General features: G+C 60.0%; 2 protein-coding genes. Both read left to right on the plus strand.

The features are described from left to right. A partial coding sequence (locus ACP7E0_RS34955; protein WP_426131950.1) for a TOBE domain-containing protein occupies nt 1-366 on the plus strand: 366 nt, incomplete at its 5' end. Next, on the plus strand, nt 363-889 hold a 527-nt coding region (locus ACP7E0_RS34960), incomplete at its 3' end, for an SDR family NAD(P)-dependent oxidoreductase (RefSeq protein WP_426131952.1). The genes ACP7E0_RS34955 and ACP7E0_RS34960, both read left to right, overlap by 4 nt.

Genomic DNA, 889 nt, shown 5'->3' on the forward strand with positions numbered 1-889 from the left:
GAGCAGGTCGGTTCGCCGCTCGACCTCTATCACCGGCCGGACAATATCTTCGTCGCCGGCTTCATCGGTTCGCCGCGGATGAACTTTGCGACAGGCGAATTTTCCAAGCCACACAATGCCCATACGATCGGTGTGCGTCCGGAGCATCTTAAGCTCTCGACGGAGTCCGGCGCTTGGCGTGGGACCGTCGGTGTCGCCGAACATCTCGGATCCGATACCTTCCTGCACATTCATGTCGATGGCATCGGGCTGGTGACGGCCCGGGTCGGCGGCGATTTTGCAGTCAAGCATGGCGATCAGGTCTTCCTGACTCCGGAAGAAGGCCGCGTGCACAAATTCAACGACAAGGGACTGGCAATTCGATGACACGGCTTACAGGAAAAAGCGCGCTGATCACGGGATCGGCGCGCGGTATCGGACGCGCTTTTGCGGAAGCCTATATCCGCGAAGGGGCAACCGTTGCGATTGCCGATATCAACCTCGAGCGCGCCACCGTAACGGCCGGCGAGCTTGGACCTTCTGCCTATGCGGTCCAGATGGACGTAACCAGCCAGGTTTCGATCGACGCGGCGATTGCTGCCGTCGTCGAAAAGGCCGGTGGTCTCGATATTTTGGTCAATAACGCAGCCCTGTTCGATCTTGCCCCGATCGTCGAGATCACGCGGGAAAGCTATGACAGGCTCTTTGCGATCAATGTCTCCGGCACGTTGTTCACCATCCAGGCCGCTGCAAAGCAGATGATCGCGCAGGGACGCGGCGGCAAGATCATCAATATGGCAAGTCAGGCGGGGCGGCGGGGCGAAGCTCTTGTCGGCGTCTATTGCGCCACCAAGGCGGCGGTCATCAGCCTGACCCAGTCGGCAGGACTGGACCTCATCAAGCACGGCAT

The organism is Pararhizobium sp. PWRC1-1 (assembly GCF_049897905.1).
Classification (GTDB): Bacteria; Pseudomonadota; Alphaproteobacteria; order Rhizobiales; family Rhizobiaceae; genus Pararhizobium.